We start from the raw sequence: 17,236 nt of genomic DNA, 5'->3' as shown, positions 1-17,236 counted from the left end.
TTCAAAATATAATCTCACTTTCATTAAATTTCATATTTACTTTTGGTAATGGTGATTTGGTGGTATAATAAGCACTTTCTCCTTTATAATTTCCACGATAAACTCCATTAGGAATGCTAAATTTTCTAGTTGTATCAGGGAATTTTTCTATATATTGAGTTAAAAATTCTCTAAACACAGGAGCAGCCGTTCTAGCGCCACCTTCTGTATAACGCATAGGCTTGTTGTTATCATTTCCATACCAAATGATTGCTTCTATTTCAGGCGTAAGTCCACAAAACCAAGCATCAACACTTTTATTCGTTGTTCCTGTTTTTCCTGCTATTTCTATATCTTTTACTCTTGCATTACGCCCTGTGCCTTTTTCAACAACATTTCTCATCATATCTAAAACCAGAAAACTTTGCGCTTCATCGCTGACTTTACGCTCATTTGAGTTAAATTCCATGATGGTTTTACCGGTTTTATCCTGAACTTGTCTGATAATTTGAGGATCTTTAATTATACCATAGTTCCCAAACATGGTATAAAATTTCGAATACTCCAAAGGAGAAATACCAAAACTTCCCAATACGATTGATAAATTAGGCGGTATATCTTTAAATCCAAATTCCATTAGTTTAGAGTAAAGAACATCAAGCCCCATATCAAGTGCGAGATTAATGGTAGCTAAATTTCTTGATCTTGTTAAAGCTTCTTTTAAGGTAATTAAACCTAAAAATTTACCCCCTTCATTTTTAGGTTTCCAATCCTCATTATTACCCGCTCCACCTTCAAAAATTCTAGAAATATCAGCAATTTCACTCATAGGCGAATATCCTAAATTAATCGCCACTTGATACACAAAAGGTTTAAAAGAGCTTCCAGGTTGACGCATACTTTGAGTAGCGCGGTTATAATTACTTTTTTCATAATCAACCCCACCTACCAAAGCTAAAACATCACCACTTTGATGATTTACCACGACCATGGCTCCGTTTAAAGTGCTTAAATTTGCATCTTTATCGCGTTTTACTATCTCATCATAACCAAATTTCAAAGCATTCTGCGCCATATTTTGAACATCTAAGTCTATATTTAAAATGATTTTATATCCACCTGTTTTTAAGTCTTTGATATTAGGGCTTAATTGTTTAATCACTTCATCTACGACATAAGGAGCAGTATTTTGAGTAAGCGTATCATCATAAACTTGCGGAATTTCTTTGATGGCCGTATCATAATCTGCTTTTGAAATCCAACCTAGATTATACATTCTTGAAATAACATTATTTGCTCTTGAAATGGAAAGATCTAAATGCTTTGTAGGATCATAACTGCTAGGTGCTTTTGGCATACCTACTAGCATAGCAATCTCTTTAAGGCTTAATTCATTTAAATTTTTATGAAAATACCCCAAAGCTGCGGTTTTTACTCCATAATACCCATGTCCAAAAAAGATAAAATTTAAATATCTTTCTAAAATTTGCTCTTTAGTTAAAATGGTTTCCATTTTATAAGCAAGCAAAGCTTCGCGAATTTTACGCGTAATAGTTCTTTCAGGGGTTAATTCCGTATTTTTAATAAATTGCTGGGTAAGAGTGGAAGCTCCTTCCATGGTTTTTCCACCGCTTTTTATGATTTTTACAGCAGCTCTAAAAATGGCATCGATATTAACTCCATTATGTTCAAAAAAGCTTGTATCTTCTATAGCAACCAAAGCTTCTATAAGGCGTGGAGGAAGCTCTTCATAAGGAGCGTAAAAACGATGTTGTTCAAAAATATTAGCCACGAGCTTGCCATTTCTATCGTAAATTTGTGTTGTAAGAGGAGGTTTGTATTCTTTAAAAGTATAACCCTCAGTATCAGCACTTGTGAAAAGATAAGCCACATAAATAAATCCAGCTATAAACAAAAGAGTAAAAAATGAAAAAATATATTTTAATATTTTCATAAATAAGCCTTTAAAGTTTGGATATCAAGCCCTAAAGCAGTGCTTAGATTTCCTACTTGTTGGGTGATGAAATTTTGATGAAAACCCTCACACATAATACAACCCGCCTTGCCTTTATAAAGATCATTTTCTACATAATCTCTTAAAGCATTTTCATCAAAATTTTTAAAATAAAGCGTAGTTTTTGAAAGAGAAAAAACTCTTTTTTCAGGTTTTACAAGCAAAAAAGCCGATAAAATACTTGCATACTTGCCATTTTGCAAGGCAAGCATTTCATAGGCTTCTTTTTTATCCTTTGCTTTGGTAAGAATTTTTTCATCTATACAAACTATACTATCTGCAAAAAGTAAATTTTGGTTTTGAAAATCTTTGCCTAAAGCACTTAAAAATTGTTTTTCTTTTTCAAGAACTATTTTTTGAACATATAAAAAAGGTGAAATATTTTTATTTAAATTTTCATCATAATCAAAACTAACTTGCCTAAAATCAATCTTTGCGGTTTTAAGCAAGTTAACCCTTGAAATGGAACTTGAAGCAAGAATTAACATTAAAGTGCTTTTTCTATCGTTTCTAAGCTTTGTTTTAAAGCTTCATCAATTTTGTTTAAATCTTTTCCACCTGCAGTAGCAAAATCATCTCTTCCGCCACCATTTCCACCTAAAATTTGCGCCGCTTCTTTAACTAAAGCTCCTGCTTTTAAAGGCGCATCTTTAACACCAGCTGCTAAAGTGATTTTTTCATCTTTTACTTGGATAAGTAAAATCACCGCTTTAGCAAATTTGTTTTTAAAATCATCAATCATAGCTTTAATATCGCCATTATCTATACGCTTTACGCAAATTTCAACACCTTGGATATTTTTAGAATCAAGCTCGGTTTTACTTGAGTTTTTAAGCTCATTTTTTAAACTTAAAATTTCATTTTTAAGTTTCTTAATCCCGCTTAAAATATCATTATTTTTAAGCTCATTTTTTGCTTTAGAAAGTTCTTCAAGTTGATTTTTTACAAATTCTAAAGCCGCTTTAGAAACCACAGCTTCAATGCGTCTAACTCCAGCACTCACACCACTTTCTTTAACTATGTAAAAACTTCCTATTTGAGCAGTATTTTTAACATGAGTTCCTCCGCAAAGTTCCTTGCTTTCACCTAGAGTTAAAACACGCACATTGCCTTGATATTTTTCATTAAACAATGCTATGGCACCGCTTTTTTTAGCTTCTTCTAAAGGCATATTTTCTAATATAGCTTCACTTGAGTTTATAATCATTTCATTCACTCTTTTTTCAATGCTTTCTAGCTCTTCTTTGCTTAAAGCTTTATGATGAGTAAAATCAAATCTTAGTTTATTGCTTTCAACCAAAGATCCTGCTTGGCTTACATGAGAACCTAAAATTTCTCTTAAAGCATGGTGCAAAAGATGAGTAGCTGAGTGGTGGCGTGCGATTTGCTCTCTTTTTTCTGTATCGATTTTTGCATGAACCGTATCGCCAACTTTTAGTTCTTCACCTGCTTTTACAAAGCTAAGATTGAGATTAAAAAACTTTTGCGTATCTAAAACTTCACACTTAGCTATAAACCCACTATCAGCACTTTGCCCCCCACTTGTCGCATAAAAAGGTGTGTTTTCAAGCATCACCCAACCCGCATCTTTAAGGGTAGAAACTTCTTTAAAATCTTCATCTAAAAGGGCTAAAATTTTACTTTCGCATTCTGCTTTTTCATAACCTATGAAATGATTTTCTCCAAATTTTTCAAGCAAGTTTTTAAAATCTCCGCTTGCAGTTTTATCTCCACTTCCTTTCCAAGAAGCCTTAGCGCGTGCTTTTTGCTCATTCATTAAAAGTTCAAATTTTTCTTCATCAACTTTGAGGTTTTTTTCCCTTAGCATATCAGCCGTTAAATCAAGCGGAAAACCATAAGTATCATAAAGCTTAAAGGCTACTTCTCCGCTAAAAATTTCTTTGGTGTTTTTAAGCTCTTCATTAAAAATTTCAATTCCATTTTCTATAGTGCTTAAAAATCTTTCCTCTTCAAGGCGAATTTGTTCTTTTATAAAGTCTTTTTTCTCATTAAGATAGGTATAATGTCCACCCATTAAATCGCATACAACATCAACTAGTTTATACATAAAAGCTTGTTTAAAACCTAGCAAATATCCATGCCTTAAAGCACGACGCAAAATACGACGCAAAACATAGCCTCTGCCTTCTTTGTCAAAACTTACCCCTTGCGCAAGTAAAAATACACTTGATCTTATATGATCGGCTATTACTCTAAAACTTGCTCCACTTTCATAAACATAAGTTTTATTACAAAGTTTTGAAATTTCATTGATGATTGGCATAAAAAGCGAGCTATCAAAATTGCTAAATTTACCTTCTTTAATCGCTGTTACCCTTTCAAGCCCCATTCCTGTATCAATACTTGGCTTTGGCAGTGGGCTAAGCACTCCATCAGCGCTTCTTTCGTATTGCATAAAAACAAGATTCCAGATTTCTAAAAATCTATCTCCATCTCCACCCATATAATCTTCGCTTGAGTTAAAATGCTCTTGTCCTTGGTCATAAAAAATCTCACTACAAGGACCACAAGGACCAGTATCGCCCATTTGCCAGAAATTATCTTTATCACCAAATTTGTAAATTCTTTCTTTTTGGATGTGTTTTTGCCATAGATTAAAAGCTTCATCATCGTTTTCATGCACGGTTACATAAAGTCTGTCTTTAGGTAGTTTTAAAACTTCAGTTACAAATTCCCAAGCATAAGCTATGGCTTGTTCTTTAAAATAATCTCCAAAGCTAAAATTTCCAAGCATTTCAAAAAAAGTATGATGGCGTGCGGTATATCCTACATTATCTAAGTCATTGTGTTTTCCACCCGCTCTTATACAAGTTTGACAGCTTGTTTTGCGTGGAGGGTTTGGGCGTGGAATTTCTCCTGTAAATATACTTTTAAAAGGCACCATACCCGCATTAGTAAAAAGTAAAGTTGCATCATCAGGAACTAAAGGACTTGACGGGGTTATCTCATGTCCTTTTGATGCAAAAAAATCCAAATAAGCTTTTCTAATATCCATGAATTTTCCTAAAGAAATTTTTATAAAAACATATCATACCAAAATTACTTTAAATTAAGTAAAACTAAAATACAATAAACATTTTTATTTAATTTTATTTCTCTAAGGTTTTTTATGAATTTTATCAATCTTCAAGCCCAATATCTCGCATACAAAGATGAAATCAATACTGAAATTGAAAGTGTTTTATCAAGCTCTTCTTTTATAGGCGGTGCAAAGCTTAACGAATTTGAGCAAAATTTATCTCATTTTTTAGGTGTTAAACACGCTATAGGTTGTTCAAGTGGAACCAGTGCTTTATATCTTGCCTTAAGAGCCTTAGATATTGGCAAAGATGATGAAGTTATAGTGCCTAGTTTTACTTTCATAGCAACAGCTGAAGTTGTGGCCTTAACAGGCGCAAAACCTGTTTTTGTAGATATAAATTTATCAAATTACAATCTTGATTTTGAAGCAGTGCAAAAAGCAATAACCCCAAAAACTAAAGCTGTTATAGCAGTAAGTATGTTTGGACAAATGAGTGATTTAAGGGCTTTAGAAGAAATTTTAAAAGATAAAAATATCACTTTGATCGAAGATGGTGCACAAAGTTTTGGCGCAAGTTTCAAAGGAGAAAAATCCTGCTCTATAGCTAAAATTTCATGCACAAGCTTTTTTCCTTCAAAACCTTTGGGAGCTTATGGCGATGGTGGGGCTATTTTTTGCCATGATGATGAAATTGCTAAAAAAATAAGAATTTTACTCAATCACGGACAAACTCAGCGTTATAAACATGAATTTATAGGTATAAATGGACGCCTTGACACCTTGCAAGCGGCGATTTTAAATGTTAAGTTAAAATACCTAGAAAAAGAATTAGACAAAAGACAAAAATTAGCACAAACTTATAATGCAAATTTAAAAAACTGCCAAATTCCACAAATTGATCCAAATGCTTTTAGCGCTTATGCGCAATACAGCGTTTTAGTTGAAGATAGAGCTAGTGTATTGCAAAAATTCGAAAAAACTAATATACCTTATGCTATACACTATCCAACCCCTTTGCATAAACAACCTTGCTTTAGTGAGTTTTCAAATTTAGAACTTAAAAATTCAGAATATGCAAGCAAACACATCTTATCTTTGCCTTTTTCACCTTTTTTAAGTGAAGAAGAGCAAGAGCAAGTTATTTGTATTTTTAAAGATTAATTCCATGAAAATAGGTATCATAGGCCTTGGAAAAATGGGGCAAAACCACTTAAATGAACTTAGTAAAAATTCTCATTTTAAACTTAATGCACTTTTTGATCTTTGCAAAAATCCAAATCTAAATATTTTTGATGATATTTTTTATGATGATTTGGATAAATTTTTAAATCAAAATAATGATATTATCATCATAGCAACACCTACAAATTCACATTTAGCAATAGCAAAAAAAATTTTTAAACAATGCAAATGCGTTTTAATCGAAAAGCCTTTAGCTCTAAATTTAAAAGAAATAGACGAAATTTCAAATTTAGCTAAAGAATACAGCGTAAAAGTAGGCGTAGGTTTTTGTGAAAGATTTAATCCTGCGGTTTTAGCCCTAAAAAAAGAGCTTGAAAATGAAGAAATTATCAGCATTAACATACAAAGATTTTCACCCTACCCGCAAAGAATCGGCGATGTAGGAATTTTGCAAGATTTGGCTGTGCATGATCTTGATTTGCTTTGTTTTTTAAGCAAACAAGAAATAACAAAAACCAATTTGCTTAAAAAATACACCCAAGATCAAACAAGAGAAAGTGAAAGCATTATTCTATGTGAGCTTGAAAAATGTATTGCTAGCATACATCAAAGTTGGAATAGCACACAAAAACTAAGAAAAATTCATCTTATTACTAAAAATCATTTTTATGAAGCCAATTTAAATGATTTTTCTTTATTAAAAGATGGAAATTTTATAGAACTTACTCAACAAAGTCCACTTTTTTCAGAACACGAAGCTTTGTTAAAACTTATCGATAATCAACCCAATCATCTAGCCAGTACGAGCGATGCTTACAAAGTTCAAGAAATTTTAGAAAGGTTTGCGTGAAATTAGTTTTATTTTTAAATATGGGCGGAGCTACAAATTTACAAGATTGTGAAGTTTTTTTAAAAAATATGTTTAATGATCCTTATATTTTAGGAATCAAAAATCGATTTTTAAGAAAATTTGTAGCATGGATCATAACAAAGGCTCGCGTTAAAGCCATGCAAGAAAACTATAGAAAAATGGGTGGAAAATCCCCTTTAAACGAACTTACTCAAAGCCTGTGTAATAAACTTAATTTAAAACAAGATGAATTTAAATTTGATTTTGTAAATCTTTATGTGCCTCCTTTTGCCACAGAAATTTTGCAAAAATACACTTTAAATGAAAATGATGAAATTATTCTTTTTCCACTTTATCCGCACCATTCTTGCACCACAGTAACTTCATCTTTAGAAGTTCTGCAAAATGAAATTTCAAAGCAAAAAATTCAAGCAAAAGTAAAAACTATAGATATTTTTTACAAAAATGAGCTTTATAATGAGATGATAGTTTCGCACATTTTGGATAAAAAAAGTAAATTTGATGCCAAAATTTTGATTTTTTCAGCGCATTCTTTACCACAAAGCATTATTGATAAGGGTGATTTATACGAAAAGCATGTAAATAATCATGTAGAAATTTTAAAAGAAAAATTAAAAGATCATTTTGATGAATTTATTTTAGCTTATCAGTCCAAACTAGGCCCTGTAAAATGGCTTGAACCAAATACAAGCGATATTTTGGCAAATTTAAACGATAAAGCTTTGATTTATCCTATTTCTTTTTGCATTGATTGTTCTGAAACGATTTTTGAACTAGGTATGGAGTATAAACATTTAGCAAAATGTGATTATGATTTAATAAGTTGTCCTAATGATAGTGATGAATTTATGGAATTTATTTTAAAATATTTATCTGATCTTAACCAAGAATGAATTTGAGACCCTTGTCTATCATTTTTTTAAAGATTAACAAGGACTTTTTGGTAAAAATTTAGTTGACTAAGCCAAAGTATAAGCTTTTTCTCCGCGCAAACTCACATCTAAGCCTTTTTGTTCTACTTCTTCTTTCGCTCTTAAGTCTACAAAATAAGAAATGATCTTAAAAATAATAAAGCTTATGAGAGCTGAAAAACATACAAATCATAATAGCAAGAATTTGCTCTTTTAAAAGCTCTAAACTTCCACTGATAAAAAATCTCGCCAAGCGCATTTTAAGCAATCACATTAGGATTTACTTTAGCACTTGCAAAAAGCCCTGTAGCAATTCCTCCCCAAACACCTCCGATTCCGTGTAAAGAAAAAGTATCTAAAGAATCATCCCATTTGAGTTTGTATTTAATAAAACTCAAACCAAAATAACAAAATACAGAAAGACAAAGCTCCTATAACAAGAGAAGCATAAATATCTACATAACCGCAAGCTGGAGTAATCCCTACAAGCCCGCTAAGTCCACCTAAAATAGTTGGTTTTTTCATGGATGAGCCACTCAAGCACTACCTAAGATAAAAAGCCACAAGCTGCTGATATAATACTTAACTATAAAAGCATTGATAGTATTACCATTCATTTCACCAACGCTTCCAGCATTAAAACCCAGCCATCCTATAAAAAGCAAAATCGCACCTAAGAAAGCATAAGAATAGAATGCGCGTTTTTATCCTCATCATCGCTTTTTCCAGCACCCACCATCAAAGCTCCTACAAGTCCAGCAACCCCAGAGCCAATATGCACAACACCATCCCCAGTAAAATCAAGACTTCCTCTTTTAAGCAAAAACCCCTCGCTACTCCGAATCATATGCACTAACACATCATAAAATAAAGTACTCCAAAAAAGCAAAAATATCACCAAAACACCCAGTTTAATTCTTCCTACCAAAGAGCCTGTTATGATGTCAGATGCAATAAGTGCAAACATCATTTAAAAAATCACAAAAAGAATATTTAGAACACCTGAAGCATTGTATCCGCTAATACCCTCTAAGAGAAAATTCTCGAAATTTCCTACAAGCCAAAGTCCTTCATCTTTACCAAAAGAAAGGCTAAATCCAAGCACTACCCATTGTAAAGCAATGACACTAAAAACAATAAAGCAATTCATTATGGTATTGAATGTATTTTTACTTCTTACCATACCCAAATAAAACATTGCTAAAGCTGGAGTCATAAGCAAAACTAGCAGAGTACACAATACAATAAAACTTGAATTTACCGCATTCGCTTACCTACCCTTTCTTACAAAATATAATTACAAGATAATTATATTTAAAATGATTTAAAAAATATAAATTTAAGAAATATTTTATATATTTTTTTATAAAATATTTCTTAAATTTATATTTTTATTTTAAATTACTATAAATAGGGATTTAAAAAATATTTTACTTCTCTATGATTCAAATTTACTAGCATTAAAATACAAATTTGGGCCAAGCTAAAAAACAACAAAGATAAAAAAGGATTATTGTAAGATGATGAACAAAAAATTTGATTATTTAATAAAATTATCTAATATTAAAAAAGTAATTGCGCTTTAAAATGATCTAAAAGCTCTTCTTGAGCTTTTAAAATATCATCGGTATTTAACTCAAAATCAATCTTGTCTGGTTTTTTATAAGTTTTATCATAATATTCCAAAAGTATAATAATAAGCTTTTGCCATTCTTTTTTCTCATAACTTTGAAGCAAATCTTGGCGTAAATTTAAGCTGATATAAGGACTGATTTTTTGCACACATTGTTGAAATTTTAAAGAAGTCATTTTCTCTTGGTAAATTTTTTGTATTCTTTTAACGCGATTTTCCAAAGAACAAAAACAATAAATTTTAAAAGCCTTTTGCATTTTTTCATAAAATTTCAAAGGTAAGATGATATCCCCTATTTTGCGACTTTCACTTTCTATGAAAGCAAAATTTTCTAAATTTTGCATATTGTGAAAAAGTTCTGCTTCAAAAGCTTTTTGCGTTGGTTGTTTTCCTAAAATATCACCAAAAGATGAGCCTAAATGATTTGCCATTTTTTCCAAATTTATAGCTTGTGGGAGTTGTTCTAAGAGCTCTGTTTTTCCACATCCTGTATTGCCGCAAAGAGCAAAAAAATCAAAATTTATTTCATTTTCAAAATAACGCGTTACAAAAGTTCTATAAGCTTTAAAACCACCTTTTAAACGCACCACTCTAAAACCAAGCTCACTTAAAATCACTGCGATAGATTTTGAACGCAAACCCCCACGAGAACAATAAATCCCCACCTTTTCTCCTATGCGAAAATTTTGGGTGATTTCTAATATATGTTTAGCGGTATTTTGACAAATACAACTCGCACCCCTAGCCTTGGCTAAAGCTTGATTTTTCTTATAAATCGTTCCTATTTCTTGATATTCTTCATCATTGAGTGCATAAAAATTTAAAGCTCCTATCAAGTGAGAATGTAAAAATTCTCTAGGGCTTCTTGCATCGATTAAAAGAGAGAAATTTTCTTTTTGAAACTCCGCAAATTCAAGTTCACTGAGCATTTTTAAAAGCCAAAACAAGTTTTTGATAAACTTGCTCTATATTAGTGCCACAAACCCTAGTTTCTCCTATGGTTGTGATAAAATTTGTATCTCCTGACCAGCGTGGCACTAGATGATAATGACAATGAAAAGCTATGCCAGCTCCTGCATCTTTGCTTAAATTCATACCGATATTCACCCCATTTGCATGAATTTGCTCTTTTAAAATTTTCACCCCCAAACGCACAAAATGGCTCATTTCTCGCCAAATTTCATCGCTTAAATTTTCTATATGCTCTTCATGTACATAAGGAATCACCATAAAATGCCCCGCAGAATAAGGATAGCGGTTCATCACTCCAAAACAATGCTTTGCTCTAAAAATCACGCCTAATTCTTTATCGCTTTTGATCTTATTAGCACAATCACAAAATGGACAAACGCTTTTTTCTTTTTCAAAATACTCACTCCGCCATGGTGCATACAAATACTGCATTTTCCCTCCTTAAAGCAAAGCTTTTAAAGCCTTTCCTTCATCTTCCTCACGCATAAAATATTCGCCGATTAAAAAAGCATCAACGCCTAAATTTTGCAAATGCTCTAAAAATTCTTTATTTTCTAAACCACTTTCTGCAATGATGATTTTTGAATTTGGGATTTGTGGGATAAGTTTTTCACACAAACTCATATCCATAGTAAAATCCTCTAAATTACGATGATTGATACCAATGATATCCGCTCCAGCAAAAATTGCCTTACTCAAATCCTCTTTGTCATGGATTTCAACCAAAGCCTCAAGACCTAAATGTCTTGCAAACTCAAGCAGTTTTTTAAGCTCTTTCATGCTTAGCATTTTAGCGATTAACAATACAAAATCCGCCCCATAAACCAAAGCTTCTAAAATTTGATACTCATCAAAGATAAAATCTTTTCTAAGTAAAGGAATTTGCGTATAACGGCGTATAAGACTTAAGTATTCTAAAGAACCTTTAAAAAAATGTGGCTCAGTCAAAACAGAAATCGCCGCAGCTTTGTTCTTCTCATAATTTAAGGCAATACTCAAAGGATCAAAGTCTTCTCTAATGACTCCCTTGCTAGGGCTTGCTTTTTTTACTTCTGCTATGATTTTAACTTCTTTTTCTACTCTTTTTAAAGCCTTCATCACATCTTTTGGAAAGAAAGAATTTGAAGCTAAAGAACGCCCTAGCATATCATAAGGAAGTTTTAGTTTGCGTTCTTTTAAATCTTCTTTTGTTTTTTCAAAAATTTTATCCAATATCATGGTTTTATACACGCCTTTATCGCTTTTATATGAGCTTTACTCTCATCAGAATTTGCAAATTCTTTATCATCTAATGTTTGTTTTAAAATTTCCCATGCTTGCTTACAATTGCCTAGTTTATAATACCCCCAAGCTAAAGAATCCAAATAATACAAATTCTGCGGATCTTTTTCTAAAGCAAGTTTCACAAGCTCTATACCTTTTTTAACATCTAAATCATAATCTATAAGCAAATATCCATAGTAGTTTAAATACAAAGCATTGCTATCTTTATCGATAGCTTGTTCGAATTTTTCTTTTACAGAATCAATTACTTTTGGAGTGATTTTTTTAGCTTCATTTGCAGATTCAAATTCAAAAACTGCCGCTCGTAGAAGATATTCTTTATTTTTTGTTTTATGATAAAGAGCTAAACTCATTTTTTTAGCATCATCAAAGCGTTTTAAATTCTGATACAAAGCGAGTTTAATATCATCATCTAAATCATACTGCAAAGAAATTTTTAAAGCTTCTTCTGTTTTGCCTTGAGAATTTAAAAGCTCAACCAAAGCCAATGCAAAACTTTTATTTTTGGTAAGTTGATAAAGCTCTTTATATATACTTTTTAAAGCTTCGATATTTTTTTCATCAAAATAAATTTTAGTAAGCAAGACGCAAGTTTTGAGAGTGCAACCATTGGTTTTTCTTGAAAATTCTAAAACATTTTTAATATTTAAAGTATCATTTAAAATCGCATAAATTCCTATGAGTTTAAATAAAATTTCTTCATTTTGCACTTGATTATAAGCAGATCTATAGTACTTTGTGGCATTTTTTAAATCATTTTTTTTAACCAAAATATCTCCGTAAAGCTCTAAATTTCTAGGATCACTATCCTTTTTTGTTAAAAGCTCTTTCATAAGTTTTTGAGCATTATTGATATCATTTGAATTTAAAGCATAAAGAGCACTAAGTCGCTTAAGATTGTCATTTTGATTTAAATAAGGCTTTGCTAGATTATTTAACTCTGCTTGCTTGTCAAGATTGTTTGCCAAAGTAAGTAAAAATGCATTTTCTAAAAAATGAGTATTATTGTAATCTTGATAAAGACTTAAAAATTCATCTCTGGCTTTTTTGTATTGTTTATAATACTCATAATTATAAGCCTTCACAACCCTTAAATCAAAATCATTGCTTTTATATTTTGTATAATCAGGATAAACAACATTGATTTTTGAACTTCCACAAGCTGCCAAAAAAAAGGCTACTAAGACAAATAACAAATACCTATACATTCTTTTTCTAATTCCTTTTGATGTGTTTTAAAATATTCCCAAAATGGAAAAGTTCTGCATTGTTTTGGACGAAAATCGTAGATACTGCAATTTCTTTTTTGAGTATCAAAAAAAATGCAAGCAAAGCCATCTTCAAATTCGACTTCCTTAAAACTCATTTTAAAGCCCACTTTTCTCAAGTATTTTTCAGCAAATTCTTTGCTTTCTAAATTTAAATGCTTTCTTAATGCTTCTAATTCTTCCATGCTCGCAAAAATATTGCCACTTTCTCCAGTGCAACACTTTCCACCGCATTTCTCACAAGCATTTTCATCAAAAGCATAAGAAAAATTTTTATCAAATATCATAACTTTTTAACCTAAATCTTAAGTGAATTTCTTGCATTTGTTTGCTTAAAATTTCATTTTCATATACAAAAAAAGGAGGTAAAATCTCACAAGGCGATTTTGAACCTTTTTTTACCTGTATCAAAACAAGTCTTGCTTTTTTATTTTGATGTGTATGTACAAAGCAAAGCTTTGTTATTTTTATTTTCATATCTTTTAAAATAAAACAAATTTCATCTAAAGCTAAAGCTTCATAGCAAAAATACAAAGTACCATTTGGCTTAAGCATAGAATTTGCTTTAGTTAAAAAGCTATGCAAGGGTAAAAATTCCTGAAATTTACTTATAGCTTTATGCTGATCTTCACTCTTGTAAGCTCCTTGTCTATAAAATGGAGGATTGCAAACTATGAAGTCAAATTTTTTTATGCTTTGAAATTGATTGAAATCATCATGAAAAATATCGCCTTGTATTTGGTTGGATTTTAAATTTTTTTCAATCAATTTTATATTTTCTTTTTGAATATCAATCAAAGATAAACTTAAATTTGCAATATTTTTTTTAAGTAAAATACCTATGATACCACAGCCTGCACCTACATCAAAAACAGCGCCTTTAATTCCTTGTTTTAAAATAAAATCAGCTAAAATTAAAGAATCACTATTGTAACGATACCCTTGTGATAATTGTGCTAGCGTAATCAAATCTGACATATATTTTAATGCGTTGGAATTTTAATGCGTTTTGGAGGTTGTTCTTTAAATATATTTTGTTCTTTTGTTATATTATTATCTTCTTTAAAATTTACTGGGCTTTGTGCTGTCAAAAAAGAAATTACAAAAGTTATAAAAAAAGCAATTTTTATCATAATAACACCTCATAAAATGGTGTCCACGGCGAACACCTAACAATAACTATAAAATACCATAAAATATAAATTTTAAATATTTCAAATTTAATTTGGCTACAAAATGGCTACAAAAATTAAAATATAAAAATAGGTTTTTCTTTCTTTTCTATTTTTTCATTTAATATATCTGCAGTTTCAAAATTATACCATAAAGTTGGATTAATTGCATCTTTTGCTAATTCTTCAGTTTCGCTTCCATTTCCACCTTCATTATCAGAATCATCGCTTTGCTCATTTATCATATCAGGAGTATCTGCTGTAATGCTTTGAACAACATCAAAAATCTTACTAGCTCCACTTAGTAAATTTCCAATAATATTTAAAGTTGATTCAAAAGTTGTCATTTCTTGTGCTGCTTGTGCTGTATTTTTTGTAAAATCTGCAGCTAAATTCCAATTATTAGCACCCCAAGCACCTAAAAAATTAACCAAACCCCAAACAGCATTAAGAATTGAAAATAATTTATTTCCAGTAAGTGAACCCACGGCTAAACCTAAGCTAATTCCTAGTGTGATACCCGCAGCTACATTCTCACTCACTCCTATCAATGTTCCTAGCCATGCACCTTGTCCGCCAATCCACCAAGTAGCTACAGCCAAAATAATAGTAACAATAGGTGCCAAAAAGCTTAAAATTCCTTTGCTTGATTTTTCGTATACATAAAGATAATAAAAACTATCCCATAATGCAAACCATCTATCTCTACGCCCATAAGGCAAATTTGAACTTTTTCTATATAGCGGATATACGCTTGGCGTAACACTTGTATCTTTTTTTCCAAAGCTTTGATTATTGAGGTAAGAATAAGAATAAGCAATATAAGGCTCTTCATAACAAACTAAATTAAAACCATTATAAAAACATAAAGGAGTTGCATATTTGCATTTATAATTTTCTTTGATAGAATTAAATACTTCAAAAAAAGATATCTTTTTGCTTGTTAAAGTATAATATATTTTACTCGGATCACTTTCCCTAGTTTTTTGTGCTTTCTCATATACACTATAGGTTATTTCTACTTTTTCAATTCTAAATATACTCTCATTTAACTCCTTAAAATCACTAAAAAATTTTTCAACATCAATGCATAATTTTTTATAAGGTTTTCCAAAAGTTGGTTTAAATTCAACATTTTCTACTTTAATTTCTGGTATTTTAATATCATCAATACTAGGATATATCCATTCATTATTTTTTTGGATGGTTTGAGAAAAAATAACTACTTCTATATCATTTATAAGCATTTCATAATTTATATTTTCCAATGCCTTATTTAATATATCTTTGAAATTTATTTTTTCATCAATATAAAAAAATCCTTTTCCATTATATTTCCAAGCTTTTTCTTTTTCAAATAAAAGAGCTAAATTATTTGGAAAACCATAATAATACTGCATACTTCCTAAATTATAATTAGTTCTTATTTCGCAAATATCATGATATATTCCATTTTCACTACTAGGATCTCCCTGATAAGGTTTGTATGGATCTTGCCCTACGAAAAATTGGTTAAGTCCTAAATCATTATAGTTTTCCTTATTATAAGGTGCAGTGCTAGAACTTTTAATGTTATATTTTTTCACTATATACGAATTTTTAAATAGCGGATGGTTTATATTTTGAATTTGACTTCTACCTTTTCTTACAAGTTGTTTATGTAAAAGCTCAACATATTTATTTACCCCTATCATAGCATAGGTAAACCATTGTTTATATACTTCTTGTGTATCCAATTCTCCTATGTTTGATGGATAAGCAGGCTTAAGAGTATAATTTCTCATAAGCCTTTTTTCATCTATAAGCATTATGAAGACTTTTCTATATTTTCTATCTTTTCTTTAACAAGCTTCATAATTTCTTGTGGTATATCAAGACCACCGGTACAATATCCAAATTGAACACTCTGTGTAACTTTTGCAGCTTCTATTCTTAAATTATCATCTATCTGTGAAGTTTGTCTAGCTATTAATGCAGGTTTTGCTTTTTCTGTTTCTGTTTGAGCTCTTAAAAGTAAAGCTTTTTCAGCGTTAAGCTCGTTTTCATCGCCTTGTAAAATCATGGATAAAGCTGTATTTTGACTTTGTGCTACTATGGTTTGTCCAACACTTACTAATGCTTGTGCTAAGCTTTGAAATTGTTGGTCATTTCTTATAACATTATCGTTTCCAAATTGTTCTAAAAGCTTTTTAAATTCTCCAAATGGAGATTTTTCTGCTAAACTCATTTCTAAAATTTGCGGATAAATTTCTTTAAATGCTTCAAGTCTTTTGTTGTAATCAACATTTGTATTACTCATTATTTAGCTCCTTTATTTTACTTATCTGAATTTCACATTGTCTGTATTTATAGAAAAGCATAGAATAGGCATTTAAAATATCTAGTTCATTTTTTGCTATTGGCTTTTCAAGTGGGCTTAATGTTAGTAGTTCTTGCGGAATTCTTACTTTTTGAATTTCTATTTTGGTTACTACTTGTTGAGTTTGCATCCCACAACCTATCAACGACATTGTTAAAAAGCTTGGTAATATTATTTTCATTGCTTTTATAAATGTATTCTTTAACATATTCTATCCTTTCTTTAACTTCGTTTTTTTGATTGTTTGCTTCATTGATTGCTTTTAATTCTGCTTTATGAATTTGCGTAAGTTCTTTTAGCCTTGCTTCGTTGTTTTTATTAATCTCTAAAGCTAAGGCTAAATCATTTTGACTTTTTTCTAATTTTACCTTTGTGCTATCAAGTCTTAGATAAAAATATCCTGTTAAGATTGCCATTAAAGCTAAGGCTATATAAAGCTTTGCATTTCCAAATAAAAGATTTATCATATTTGTTTTAGAAGTTTAAGTAAGGTTTTTGTATAATACCCCTAAGGGTTAGCCGTAGGTCTGACCCCCTATGGCTAAATT

General features: G+C 30.7%; 17 protein-coding genes and 1 pseudogene. 3 read left to right on the top strand and 15 right to left on the bottom strand.

Going from position 1 to position 17,236, the window contains the following annotated elements; translation table 11 throughout:
• Nucleotide 1 precedes the first annotated feature (1 nt).
• Genes AJN69_RS05945 through alaS form a run of 3 tightly spaced genes read right to left on the bottom strand, consistent with a single transcriptional unit; the run spans nt 2 to nt 5,009 of the window.
• On the bottom strand, nt 2-1,933 hold the full coding sequence (locus AJN69_RS05945) for a penicillin-binding protein 1A (RefSeq protein WP_070209762.1): 1,932 nt from the start codon (nt 1,931-1,933) through the stop codon (nt 2-4).
• Complete coding sequence (gene maf / locus AJN69_RS05940; RefSeq protein WP_044779938.1) at nt 1,930-2,481, bottom strand: septum formation inhibitor Maf; 552 nt, start codon at nt 2,479-2,481, stop codon at nt 1,930-1,932. The genes AJN69_RS05945 and maf overlap by 4 nt, the downstream gene beginning before the upstream one ends.
• Nucleotides 2,481-5,009, bottom strand: coding sequence for an alanine--tRNA ligase (alaS, locus tag AJN69_RS05935; RefSeq protein WP_070280811.1), 2,529 nt, complete (start codon nt 5,007-5,009; stop codon nt 2,481-2,483). The genes maf and alaS overlap by 1 nt, the downstream gene beginning before the upstream one ends.
• Before the next feature lie 114 nt (nt 5,010-5,123).
• Between alaS and AJN69_RS05930 the strand changes: the two genes are divergently transcribed.
• The 3 genes from AJN69_RS05930 to hemH are packed head-to-tail and all read left to right on the top strand — an operon-like array spanning nt 5,124 to nt 7,982.
• The gene (locus AJN69_RS05930) at nt 5,124-6,197 is read left to right on the top strand and encodes a DegT/DnrJ/EryC1/StrS aminotransferase family protein (protein WP_070209760.1); all 1,074 of its coding nucleotides are present in this window, start codon (nt 5,124-5,126) and stop codon (nt 6,195-6,197) included.
• Between the two features lie 4 nt (nt 6,198-6,201).
• Entirely contained in the window at nt 6,202-7,068 is an 867-nt protein-coding gene (locus tag AJN69_RS05925; RefSeq protein WP_070209759.1) for a Gfo/Idh/MocA family protein, read from the top strand.
• Nucleotides 7,065-7,982 (top strand): ferrochelatase, encoded by a 918-nt coding sequence (hemH, locus tag AJN69_RS05920; RefSeq protein ID WP_002861236.1) that lies wholly within the window; start codon nt 7,065-7,067, stop codon nt 7,980-7,982. Before AJN69_RS05925 ends, hemH begins: the two co-directional genes overlap by 4 nt.
• 66 nt (nt 7,983-8,048) lie before the next feature.
• Here hemH and AJN69_RS10380 read toward each other — a convergent pair.
• The 12 genes and pseudogenes from AJN69_RS10380 to AJN69_RS05860 all read right to left on the bottom strand — a co-directional run bounded on the left by AJN69_RS10380 (nt 8,049) and on the right by AJN69_RS05860 (nt 17,155).
• Nucleotides 8,049-9,216 (bottom strand): annotated as a pseudogene (locus tag AJN69_RS10380) (ammonium transporter).
• A gap of 347 nt (nt 9,217-9,563) precedes the next feature.
• On the bottom strand, nt 9,564-10,562 hold the full coding sequence (gene mnmH / locus AJN69_RS05905; protein WP_070287665.1) for a tRNA 2-selenouridine(34) synthase MnmH: 999 nt from the start codon (nt 10,560-10,562) through the stop codon (nt 9,564-9,566).
• Nucleotides 10,552-11,037 (bottom strand): HIT domain-containing protein, encoded by a 486-nt coding sequence (locus AJN69_RS05900; RefSeq protein WP_070287660.1) that lies wholly within the window; start codon nt 11,035-11,037, stop codon nt 10,552-10,554. The genes mnmH and AJN69_RS05900 overlap by 11 nt, the downstream gene beginning before the upstream one ends.
• Nucleotides 11,038-11,046: 9 nt before the next feature.
• On the bottom strand, nt 11,047-11,823 hold the full coding sequence (gene trpC, locus AJN69_RS05895) for an indole-3-glycerol phosphate synthase TrpC (RefSeq protein ID WP_070287661.1): 777 nt from the start codon (nt 11,821-11,823) through the stop codon (nt 11,047-11,049).
• Nucleotides 11,820-13,097, bottom strand: coding sequence for a lipopolysaccharide assembly protein LapB (locus AJN69_RS05890; RefSeq protein ID WP_070287662.1), 1,278 nt, complete (start codon nt 13,095-13,097; stop codon nt 11,820-11,822). The genes trpC and AJN69_RS05890 overlap by 4 nt, the downstream gene beginning before the upstream one ends.
• Entirely contained in the window at nt 13,070-13,444 is a 375-nt protein-coding gene (locus tag AJN69_RS05885) for a YkgJ family cysteine cluster protein (protein WP_002881237.1), read from the bottom strand. The genes AJN69_RS05890 and AJN69_RS05885 overlap by 28 nt, the downstream gene beginning before the upstream one ends.
• On the bottom strand, nt 13,434-14,135 hold the full coding sequence (locus AJN69_RS05880; protein WP_002861225.1) for a tRNA1(Val) (adenine(37)-N6)-methyltransferase: 702 nt from the start codon (nt 14,133-14,135) through the stop codon (nt 13,434-13,436). The genes AJN69_RS05885 and AJN69_RS05880 overlap by 11 nt, the downstream gene beginning before the upstream one ends.
• A 5-nt stretch (nt 14,136-14,140) precedes the next feature.
• Nucleotides 14,141-14,290 carry a hypothetical protein gene (locus AJN69_RS05875; protein ID WP_002857548.1) on the bottom strand — a complete coding sequence of 50 codons (150 nt, stop codon included), beginning with the start codon at nt 14,288-14,290 and terminating at the stop codon, nt 14,141-14,143.
• Nucleotides 14,291-14,406: 116 nt separating this feature from the next.
• On the bottom strand, nt 14,407-16,137 hold the full coding sequence (locus tag AJN69_RS05870; RefSeq protein WP_070274465.1) for a hypothetical protein: 1,731 nt from the start codon (nt 16,135-16,137) through the stop codon (nt 14,407-14,409).
• A complete protein-coding gene (locus tag AJN69_RS05865) occupies nt 16,137-16,628 on the bottom strand; it encodes a hypothetical protein (protein WP_002861686.1) in 492 nt (163 codons plus the stop codon). The genes AJN69_RS05870 and AJN69_RS05865 overlap by 1 nt, the downstream gene beginning before the upstream one ends.
• Nucleotides 16,621-16,818 carry a hypothetical protein gene (locus AJN69_RS09715; RefSeq protein ID WP_070293817.1) on the bottom strand — a complete coding sequence of 66 codons (198 nt, stop codon included), beginning with the start codon at nt 16,816-16,818 and terminating at the stop codon, nt 16,621-16,623. The genes AJN69_RS05865 and AJN69_RS09715 overlap by 8 nt, the downstream gene beginning before the upstream one ends.
• Entirely contained in the window at nt 16,736-17,155 is a 420-nt protein-coding gene (locus AJN69_RS05860; RefSeq protein WP_070290213.1) for a hypothetical protein, read from the bottom strand. The genes AJN69_RS09715 and AJN69_RS05860 overlap by 83 nt, the downstream gene beginning before the upstream one ends.
• Between the last annotated feature and the right edge of the window lie 81 nt (nt 17,156-17,236).

Origin of the sequence: Campylobacter sp. BCW_4338 (genome assembly GCF_001763255.1) — a bacterium.
Lineage (GTDB): Bacteria > Campylobacterota > Campylobacteria > Campylobacterales > Campylobacteraceae > Campylobacter_D > Campylobacter_D jejuni.
The sequence above is the reverse complement of the archived record's forward strand: the minus strand, read 5'-3'. Positions and strand labels throughout refer to the sequence as shown.